This window comes from Anaerolineae bacterium (genome assembly GCA_016931895.1).
Lineage (GTDB): Bacteria > Chloroflexota > Anaerolineae > 4572-78 > J111 > JAFGNV01.
On the sequence record JAFGDY010000228.1, the window covers coordinates 1 to 8,134 of the forward strand.

Annotated in this window: 6 protein-coding genes; 2 read left to right on the plus strand and 4 right to left on the minus strand. The window is 55.9% G+C overall.

Annotated elements, in window-relative coordinates; all coding sequences use genetic code 11:
* The coding region (locus tag JW953_16875) for an STAS domain-containing protein (GenBank protein MBN1994374.1) at positions 1-582 on the plus strand (582 nt) is incomplete at its 5' end.
* Between the two features lie 252 nt (positions 583-834).
* Here JW953_16875 and JW953_16880 read toward each other — a convergent pair.
* On the minus strand, positions 835-3,534 hold the full coding sequence (locus tag JW953_16880) for a hypothetical protein (protein MBN1994375.1): 2,700 nt from the start codon (positions 3,532-3,534) through the stop codon (positions 835-837).
* A complete protein-coding gene (locus tag JW953_16885; GenBank protein MBN1994376.1) occupies positions 3,515-4,273 on the minus strand; it encodes a hypothetical protein in 759 nt (252 codons plus the stop codon). The genes JW953_16880 and JW953_16885 overlap by 20 nt, the downstream gene beginning before the upstream one ends.
* Positions 4,274-4,298: 25 nt before the next feature.
* Between JW953_16885 and JW953_16890 the strand changes: the two genes are divergently transcribed.
* A complete protein-coding gene (locus JW953_16890) occupies positions 4,299-4,526 on the plus strand; it encodes a pentapeptide repeat-containing protein (GenBank protein MBN1994377.1) in 228 nt (75 codons plus the stop codon).
* A gap of 193 nt (positions 4,527-4,719) precedes the next feature.
* On the opposite strand, the gene JW953_16895 is transcribed toward JW953_16890, so the two are convergent.
* The gene (locus JW953_16895; protein ID MBN1994378.1) at positions 4,720-6,945 is read right to left on the minus strand and encodes a S8 family serine peptidase; all 2,226 of its coding nucleotides are present in this window, start codon (positions 6,943-6,945) and stop codon (positions 4,720-4,722) included.
* Positions 6,942-7,958, minus strand: coding sequence for a tyrosine-type recombinase/integrase (locus JW953_16900; GenBank protein MBN1994379.1), 1,017 nt, complete (start codon positions 7,956-7,958; stop codon positions 6,942-6,944). The genes JW953_16895 and JW953_16900 overlap by 4 nt, the downstream gene beginning before the upstream one ends.
* Positions 7,959-8,134: the final 176 nt, after the last annotated feature.

The following is an 8,134-nucleotide window of genomic DNA, read 5'->3' on the forward strand; positions in this document are numbered from 1 at the left end:
ACCCGGATGTCTCGCGAACGGTTCGAGCAGTTGGCCCAAACCATATATTTGTTCACCAAACAATTATCGAAATTAGCGGTGCAGAACTTTCATCAGAAGAGCCTCCTGGCTCAGCGCAAACAGGCGGAGGCCGAGCGGGACCGGCTACAACAGGAGGTCATCGAAGCCCAGAAACGGGCCATCCTGGAATTATCCACCCCCATTATTCCGGTGATGGATCGGATTATCGTAATGCCCCTCGTCGGCAGTATTGACAGTCTGCGGGCCAGGGATATTACCCGCACGTTGCTGGCGGGTATCAACCAGCACCGGGCCAAAGTGGTCATTTTGGACGTTACCGGGGTGGGGGTTATGGACACAGGGATTGTGAATCACCTCAACAAAACCATTCAGGCTGCCCGGCTCAAAGGCGCCCGAACGATCATTACCGGCATTTCCGACGCTGTGGCCGAGGCCATTGTAGACTTGGGCATTGACTGGAGTGGTGTCCAGACCTTGAGCGACTTGCAGACCGGCTTAATTTCTGCCTTGACCGCATTGGGAGTGCATATTGGGGCCCATAATCTTAAGGAAAATGGATGAGATAGATCAAGTAGAGAATATAAGCAGTTGCTTAAGAGCGTGTTTCTTAAATGTCATTTCGAGGCCGTCAGGCCGAGAAATCTCCTTATAACATCCGTCTGAAGGAGATTTCTCATCGCTACGTTCCTCGAAATGACATGCCGATGTATTTAAGAAACACGTTCTAACAACGGTTGGATTGATTTGGCAGACTCCTTGGTTCAGATTTGGAGTTAGGTGGGCGTTACAATGAAATGGCCGGGTAGCATGAGGCTACCCGGCTTTTTGATTTGATTCAAAAGTGACTTGCGTTGTTTCCAAAAGCTGCACCACGCCGGTGCTGCCGTCTACCAGCACCACGTCGTTGTTGCGGAAGCGTTTGGTGGCATCGGGGATGTTGGCTACGGCGGGCAGGCCGTACTCCCGCGCAATAACCGAACCGTGCGAGAGCAGGCCACCCATTTCCACAATCAGGCCGGAGGCCAACCGCAAAAGGGGCAACCAGGCCGGGTCGGTGGAAGGCAACACTAAAATGGTAGCGGTGGTTGATGGTTTGAACTCATCCGGCTTGTCCAGCACCACAATTGTTCCCCGCGCCTGGCCCGGGCTGATGGGCAGCCCCACCATCACGTCTGAAGCCGTTTCAGACGAAAGGCCAACACCCGGTTGAATGGTGGCAATTTGCGACTCTGACAGACTGTACGGCATAGGCGTTTCGGCGTAAGTTTGGTAGGTTTCTTTTCTGGCCTGCACAATTGAAGAGAGGGTAATGCCCATATCGCCTTCAACCATCAGCGTGCGCTCCACCTCGGCCAGGGTCAGCCAGAAGATGTCTTCGGGTTGGGCTAGCCATCCCTGGGCCACCCACTTTTGCCCCAACGCCAAATCCCATTGGCGGCAAGCCGCCATTGCTTTGGCCCTGGCGCTGTTCGACTCATCCCGCATGGCCAGCAGGCGGCCCAGCAAATTGACCAAAGGCGCAGCCAGCCAGCGTCGCCAGGGGAGGAAGCGGTTGAGTCCTCTGGCCTGCGCGGCCAATTGAGTCCAGCTCATCGTATCCGTGCCGTTTGACAAGTTTGTGTCGGGATCAAGGGTAGGGTCGGCGCCGGTTAAATATTCACTTTGCGCGTATTGGCGGATGATGCGCAACAACAAGGCCGGGTTATCCCGGTAGCGCGGCCAGCTCATATCGGCCTCATAAGTGGCGCGCTGCCCGTATTTGGCCACAAGCTTGGTAAAACCCTCTTTGAATTCGGCGGAAACCGGGCAGTCAAGATAATCATTAAAATCATCCGGCGCGTTGGCCAGGTATTGCCGGGTTTGTTCATCCCGCTGAGCCAGCAGGCCCAATTGTAGCAGGGCCTGGTTCAATTCGCCGTCAACCGTGCGGACCCTTTTTAAGGCCAGGGTAGTGATAAAAATGGCCGGGGTTTGCGTGAAGGGGGCAACCAGGCTGCTGGCAAGCGCGGTGGTGGCCGAGATGGCAATAGCCAATCTCAGGTTGGTGTTGAACAGCTCACTGTAGATTTGCTCGTGGCGGCGGAATTGATTGACCAAGCCGGCCGCCGGCGCGTCCAGATCAGAGTTATTCAAAATAGCGCTGATTTTATCAATCAGGCTTTGATATTTTTTCAGCGCGCGGGCGGCTCCAAACACGCGCTTTAGCAGCCGCCCGTAAATGCGGCGGGTGTTCCAGGCGGTTTCCCAGTCAATGGACAAGGGGCCGCCTGCGCCGCCCGGCTCGGTGTGCCCAATGGTGAAAAGCAGGCTGCCCGGCGATATGCCTACCTGGGCAATGATCCTTTTCAGGAACGTCAGGTTAAGGTAAGGCCGGCCCAAGATTATTTTGACATACGGGCCAAGACCGTCTACCGCCAGGCCGGTTTCTTGCAAAAAGGCAATGGCCTGGTTTTGGCTGCGCTCCAGGAGCGAGCTAAAAAGGGGCGAAGGTAGTTCCGGCAGAAATTCCGGGTGACTGCCGCGGGTCCACACCCAATCCAGCCTTTGCGCCGGTTGGGGCGGCAGCGCCACCGGCCGGGTTTGCAAAATAAAAAAGGCATCATCCTGCCTGGCCCATTCTATATCTTGGGCCTCGCCGATCAAGGCATGGATTTTCTCAAGCTGGGCGGCCAGCTCGGCCAGTTCTGTTTCCAAAAGCGGCCCGGTTTGGGCGCGTTGTTCCTGGCCGGCGGGGGGTGGGACATTACCGGCGCGTTGCTCAAGCAGGGGATAATTGGCCGGTTGGTTGGCCAGCCTATAAAAATAAGGTTGAACGTGACTGCTGACCAGGGCTTCGCCCAGGCCCCAGGTGGCTTCGATAATGATTTCGTCGCGGCTGCCGGTCAACGGGTTGATGGTGAAACCCACGCCAGCGCAGGTGGGGTTGAGCATGGGCTGAATCAACACCGCCAGGCGGATGCTCTGAATGGACATTCCGTGCGCCTGCCGGTACTCAATGGCCGCTTTGCTCAAGGCCGAAGCCCAGCAGCGGGTAATGGCAATGGGCAGGGCGCTGCGTGGCACGCCCAACTCGGTCAGATGAATCCCGGCAAAGGTGTGGTCCCGTTGGTCTTCGTCAATGGCGGATGAACGGACGGCAAAATGATGTGTTTCTGGGCCAAAAAGAGCATTGAGTTGTTTATTGAGCGCCGCGGTCAGTTCTTTGTGCAGTGGTTTAGTTTTGAGGGCGTCGGCCAGCCAGCTCAGGGCTTCGGGGGTAACGGCGATGTCGGGCGAGCCGGCCCACAGGGGAATTAAGTGGGCGCGTTTGAGTTGGGTTTCAAAAAAAGCGGTCGTCAGCACCAGGCCCGGGGGCACCTTCAGGTTGCGCTGCCGGAGCAGCGCCAGGCGAAATGCTTTGCCGCCAACCAGGGGTAAATCGGCGCCGTCAATTGCGTCAAGCGTAAGCAGCCAGGGAGGCGAGCCGGGTTTATCTTGGGTCTGGGTAGAAGATTCACTCCAAAGATGGGTCATTGGCTTGTTGGGTTTCATTAAATCCGGGATAACTGGCCAGGGTCAATAACACAATCATCCCGGCGATGCCGCCGGTGCAAACCAGGGTCAAATAATTGGGCGGATCGGCAATCAGGCTGATGGTTGGACCAAACAACAGCAACCCCAAGGCCAGCAGCAAACTGCCATAAAGGCCGGCTATTGATTGCGTAAAAAGTCCGGTGGCTACAATCAGGCCAATAATGCCGATCACAATAAATATAATGGCCACCAGCAATTCAAATGCTTGCAGGGCGGTAATATAATGAGGAAAGGATCGGGTTCTGAAACCCGAGATGAGCCATTCCCCAGAAGCAATTATACCACCACTCAGAAAGATAATCGAAATACCAATCCAAAAAGCAGCCACCAGTTTTAGAGTGACCGGCCGGCCGGGCGCGGTTTTTGTTTTTTTGGAAGTTTGGGCCGTAGGGGGAGCGGTTTGAGCCTGGTATCTGGCCAATTCGGCAGGCTCCAGGTAATTGTACAATTCCTGCTTGGCCCATTCGTTGCCCGGATTAATGATGATGAGATTTTCCAGGCAAATGCGTTTATCGTCGTGACGGTCGAAGACCCGGTATAGCCAGAACCAGGCGGTTTCGTTGGTCTGATCTTGCTCAACCACATCCAGCAGCCGGAAGCGGGCCTGTTCGTATTGTTGATTTTTAGCGGCAATGATGCCTTCTTGCAGCCACTCTTCTATTTCCTGTTGGGTGACCAATGTGTCGCAATTCTTTCTGTGAGGGTTGAGGACAGAAGTCACTCAGGCAAGATTCGTCCAGGCAAAACTCGTCCAGGCGAAACTCGCCCAGGCGAAACTCGTCCAGGCGAAACTCGCCCAGGCGAAACTCGCCCAGGCGAAACTCGCCCAGGCGAAACTCGCCCAGGCGAAACTCGCCCAGGCGAAACTCGTCCAGGCGAAACTCGCCCATCATTCTGAATTCTACCTTACCCCCCCCACATGCACAAGTTAAAGCAACCCAACGGCAGGCCGGTTCTTTTGGCCGCGTAAAAACAAAAAGCCGGGCTGCCACTACCCGGCTTTTCACAAGGAGGAGAAAAGAATGTCAATCTGTATTGACTGGGTGTAGTATACCCCCTTTTAGTTGGCTATACTTGACGCCTCAACAATGCCATCTTGCTGCTAACCCTACGCTCAACTAACGACTACTGTCCCCAGCGGAGCGAAACATCGTCAACGTACATCGCCGTTAGGCCGGAGCAACCGCGATTGAGCACACTGAAGTAGACGTAAATTGTCTGGCCGCGCAGATCGGAAATGTCGTAGGTGCGCTGTTCCCAGGTTTGGCTATTGCTTAAACCAATTGAAAGATTGCGGGTAAGGCGGAAATTGCTGTTCAGCAGGGCAATGTATTGCAGGTTAACCCCGCAAGAATCTTGCGTAATGGGGTAAACATTGGCCGTGAGCACGGCCTGGCTTGCTTCGGCGGGAATGGTGACCCGCTGCCAGATAGAACTGAAGCTGAATACGTTGCGTCCACTGAGAGCGCCCAGGCGGATAGAACGATTACCGCTCAATACCACGTTTGTTTCGTAACCGCCCCGGATGGGCGTATCGCCAAAAACCCAGCCTTCGTCGGTTTCAAAGCCGCCGTTGGTCAGTAGCTCGCCTGGCGGCAAGGGCATGGGAGTGGGGGTGTCGGTGGGGGGCGTCACTACCGGAGATGTAGGGGTGGGCGTGGGCGTATCGGTGATGATTGGCGGAAGCGGGGTAGGCGTGGGGGTATCGGTAATAACCGGCGGAAGCGGAGTGGGCGTGGGCGTATCGGTGATGATTGGCGGAAGCGGGGTAGGCGTGGGCGTATCGGTGGGCGGCTCCACCGGGCCGCCAATGGCGTTCAAAGCAGCCGCAGCTTGAATTAAGCCGGCCCCATACTGGTTGGGATCGCCCAGGTTACGGGCCGTGTTGGCCATAAGCGTTTCCAGTTCTTGCGGCGAGGCGTTTGGTTTTTTAGAAAGCATCAAGGCGGCCACTCCGGCCACGTGGGGCGAGGCCATGGAGGTGCCTTCAAAGAAGAGATAGGTATAACCGCCGCCCACTCGCTTGAAGGTTTGTTGCAATACGCCGTCGGCGTAGCCATCCTGGTTTTGGTCCACGCCGGTGTCTCCGCCGGGAGCGACCAGGTCAATTTGCGGTCCAAAGTTGCTGTAAGGGGCGCGGGTTTTATCAAAGCGCACGGCCCCCACGGCCACTACATAATCATCGTAAGCAGCGGGAAAGGCGACAGAGCCATTGCTGTTACCGGCGGCGACTACCACAAAGACGCCCCGGTCGTGGGCGTACTTAACGGCATCTTGCAGGGCTTGCGAGCCGTTTCGCCCGGCCAGGCTCATGTTGATTACTTTAGCCCCCTGGTCGGTGGCATAGATAATGCCCTGGATAATTTTCTCGTAGCTGCCTTGCCCGCTAGAGTCTAGCACTTTTACCGGCAGCAAGGTGGTGTTAAAGGCTACCCCGGCCACGCCCACGCCGTTGTTGGTGCTTTGGGCAATGGTGCCGGCCACATGCGTGCCGTGCCCCTGGTCGTCGGTGGGGTCGGCGTCGTTATTAACAAAATCATAGCCGGACCGGCGCCCGGTATTTTGCAGGTCGGGCGCGCCAAAGTCAATGCCGGTATCCACCACCGCCACAATGACGTTTTGGCCGGTGGCCTGGTCCCAGGCTGCGGGCGCTTGAATTTCTTGCATGTGCCATTGGTAGGAAAAATAGGGGTCGTTGGGCGTAAAGGGGGCGGGTATGTAAGCCGGCCTGCCGGTGATGCCGGAAGGCTTTCCGGTGATGCCGGCAATGAAGTTGGGTTCGGCATATTCCACGGAGGGGTCTTGCTGCATGATGGCTGCCGCGTCTTGAGGAGGTATCTGCGGGTCATAGTTGACCACATAGAGTTGATTAACATCCTGCGAAACCCGCAGGGAAAGATTCTCCAGGCTATCCCCCGTGCCGTCGGCCACCGGTTGAATCACCGGTTCCAGGCCGGTGGCCCCAATTTGTTTGAGGGTTTCGTCAAGGGGGGGCACGCCGGCGGCCACAATGCCGTCACTGCCCACCTGCGCGTCGCGGGCTTGCAGAGCTGCCTGCGGGACCAATTTGACCATAATTTGGCCTGATTTTGGCGGCAGGTCAGGCTCAACCGGGGCGGGGAATACTTCCGGCGATATTTCGCTGATAGTGGGCGGGGTAACGCTTTCTGCCGGGATGGGGGTATCGGTGGCCGGGGGCAAGGGGGGCGGGGAGCCGGGAACAGGTATTTCGGTAGAAAGGTCGCCGGGAGCGCCGGCGGGACGCGGTATTTCGCAGGCGGCCAGTAAAACAATAATCAGGATGAGCGGCGCAATAAATTGCGGCGCAATAAATTTTAGATATTGTTTCATGATAGTTGCTCCTGAAAATGGCGGCTGTTCTTTTTGTTCTCGTCATCATTGGCGTTAAAAACCGCAGCGTAAGCCTCATCAATTTCCGTTTCGGTCAAATGGGTATAGCCGGAGGTGGTGTTGATACTTTCGTGGCGGGCCAGGTGCTTGGCCAGTAAAATGTCTTGATGACGCGCCGCCCGGGTGACAAAATAATGGCGAAAGGTATGGGGCGTAATGGTGCCCTGCGCTTCTTCGCCCAAGGCTCTCACCACGTATTGGGCCACAATATTTTCGGCGGTGCGGGTGGAGATAGGCAGCACCCGCTTACCGGCTTTTTTATCGTGCCGGGCAAAAAGGGGCAGAATATCCTGGCGGCCTTGCGTGAGATCGAGCGGGCGGCGCGCGGCCAGGTAGGTTTCAATGGCTTGCAACGCCCGTTGAGAAAAGCGGACAATGGCCTGTTTGTCCCCTTTGCCGATGATGACGGCCCGGCGCCGCTCCCAATCCAAATGGCCGCGCCGCAAGCCGCAGGCCTCGGAAACGCGCAGGCCGGTATCGGCCAGGGTGATGAGCAGGGCGGTGTCTCGATAGAGCGTCAATTTTTGGGCGTGGCTTTTGGAGGGACGCAGCACTTCTTTTTGGATATAAGCCAATACTTTCTCCACATCCCCTTCGGGAAAGATGTGCAGCCTTTTACCTTGGCTGCGCCGCTGGCTCATTTCAAAGTCCAGGGTCGAAAGGTTCACTTCGGCCCATTCCTGGGCGGCCACATAATGGTAGAATCCGGCCACCGCAGTGGTGTAAAGATGTTCGGTGGAAACCGCCTGTTTTTGGAGTTGATTCAGAAAAGTTTCAAGCCAATGCGGCGAAAGCGCGCTGATGTCGGCCTCGGCAAAGTTGATGGGATCATCTGCGCCGAACATACAATCGGCAAACGCGCGTAACCCCTGCCCGTAGGTGGCGGCCGTATGCTGGCTTTTGCTGCGCTTGATTTGTTTGAGATAGCGGTCTATGGCTTGCTGGATGGTCATTGTGAACAATCATTATGTAATGATACCTAAGTCTACCGCATTTTAACATAAAGTGCAAGCAGATATGGTTTTTCAGAAAAAGATTTTGCATTAACTTGACATTGTCACATTAATAAAATTGGTGCATCTGCAATTGTTTTCTCTGTTTTTTCAACCGACTATTTCTGGAGCAGTAG